The organism is Caballeronia sp. LZ043 (genome assembly GCF_031451075.1).
In the GTDB taxonomy this organism is placed as follows: domain Bacteria; phylum Pseudomonadota; class Gammaproteobacteria; order Burkholderiales; family Burkholderiaceae; genus Caballeronia.
The window spans coordinates 1-1,780 of record NZ_JARUXT010000036.1 but is presented as its reverse complement, the minus strand read 5'-3'; the positions used below and the strand labels follow the sequence as shown (position 1 = coordinate 1,780).

General features: G+C 66.5%; 1 protein-coding gene. It reads right to left on the bottom strand.

The window, feature by feature from the left end; all coding sequences use genetic code 11:
- Positions 1-1,780, bottom strand: a 1,780-nt coding sequence (locus tag QCE64_RS36315; protein ID WP_404987964.1) for a beta strand repeat-containing protein, incomplete at both ends; no start/stop codon positions are given.

Below are 1,780 nucleotides of genomic sequence, written 5' to 3'. Positions count from 1 at the left end.
TTGTGCGGCCAGCACGCCGTTCGCGTTGTTCAGGCCAGCGGCCTGCGCGGTGAGCGTGCCGGCCGAGATGATCCGGCCGCCAACGTTCGAGAAATAGCCGGCGCCGTTGCCGGGCGCGATCGTCAGCGTGCCCGTGCCAGCATCGATGATGGAGCCGCCGTCGTTGATGAGCGCGCCCGGCGCGAGCGTCAGATCCGTGCTGTTGGTCTGAAAGATGCCGCCGTTGGAATTGTCGAAGGTGCTGCTGACATGGAATCCAGTCGACGTTGCGCCGTATTGCATGATCCGGCCCGCGCGATTGATGAGTTCCGTCGTGTTGACATTGAGCGCGTTCGCCTCAATCCCGCCGCCGGTGTTGTCGATTGTGCTGGTACTCGTGACCGTGAGATTCGGCGCGACGATCGAGCCGCCGCTATTGGTCAGTCGCCCGGTTCGAATCGTCTCGTTCGTGCCTGCGCCGATCTGGCCGCCGTCGTTGTTCAACGCAGCGCTGACCAGGTTCACGTCCGCGTTCGACAGCAGTTTGCCGTCGGCGTTATCGAGCACGCCGTCGGCCGTCACCGCGAGGCCGTCTCGGGCTGTTATGGAGCCTGACGCGTTGACAAGCGCACCGGCCGCGACAGCCACACGTCCGTTACTGGCAATCGAGCCGCCGCGGTTGTCGAGCGTGTTCGCTACGGCAAGCGCGGCCGTGCCAGTGCCCGTCTGCGCGATTGTCCCGCCGCGGTTCGTGATACCCGACGCGGTGATCGTCAGCTGACTGCCTGCGATCGCGCCAGTGCTGTTGTCGATGCCGCCTGCGCGCACCTGTGCCGCGCCCGTAGCCTGCATCGTGCCGCCTTGATTCTGCAAAGCGCCCCGAACATCGCCAGTCAATGCACCGCTCGACACGATCTTGCCATCGCGGTTCGAGAACGACGTCGCGTTCAACTGGATATCTGCTGCGCTGAGCATGCCTTGATCGTTGACCAGCGCATTCGCGGCGCTCACGTTGAGGCCGCTGCCGGCCGTGACCGTCGCGCCCGACAGGATCGCATCGGCCGTGCGCGCCGCCAGTACAAGCGCGCCATGCGCAGACGTGGTGCTGCCGCCGAGATCGAGCGCGCTGCCGCTCAGGGCTGCATTGCCGCCGGCAACATTGCGGCCGGTCGCCGCCACGGCGCCTGATGCGCTCACGTCGAGGTCACCCGATTGCGCCAACGACCCATCACCGTTCACGCCGGCCGCAAGCGTGCCCGTCGAGGCGATGCTGTCCGCGCGAAGCGTTGTCTGACGCTGCGCCGCAAGCAGGCCGCTGTTCGCCAGCACTCCGCCCGTCGTGGCGACGACGTCGCCCTGCGCGTAGGTCGTGCCGCGGTTGTCGATGCCGTCGCGTGCTAAAACGTTGAGCGTGCCGCTGGCGTTGGTCTGGCCCGCGAGCACGAGCTTGCCGTTCGCCGTAAGCGTCAAGTCGCCCGCCTGAGCGGCAAGCACGCCGCGCGTCGATACGCCGACGCCATACTCGTTCGACGCCAGAAAGATGCGATTCGCATACATGCCGCCGAGTGCGCTCACGTCGAGCGCGACGACGGGTGCCGTGCCGTTGCCCGCGACCGGCGTCGCGGCGAGCGTATCGTGATCGATGCCGTTCGCGCCGGTAATCGCATTAAGCCGCTTCGCGTAGATGGCCGCGTTCACCTGGATTGCACGCGCGAGCAGGTCGACCTGATCGATGTTGGCGGCGTTCAAGCCCGCACCTTGCACGACGAGGTTGCCGCCACTCACCGTGAAACCCGTCAGC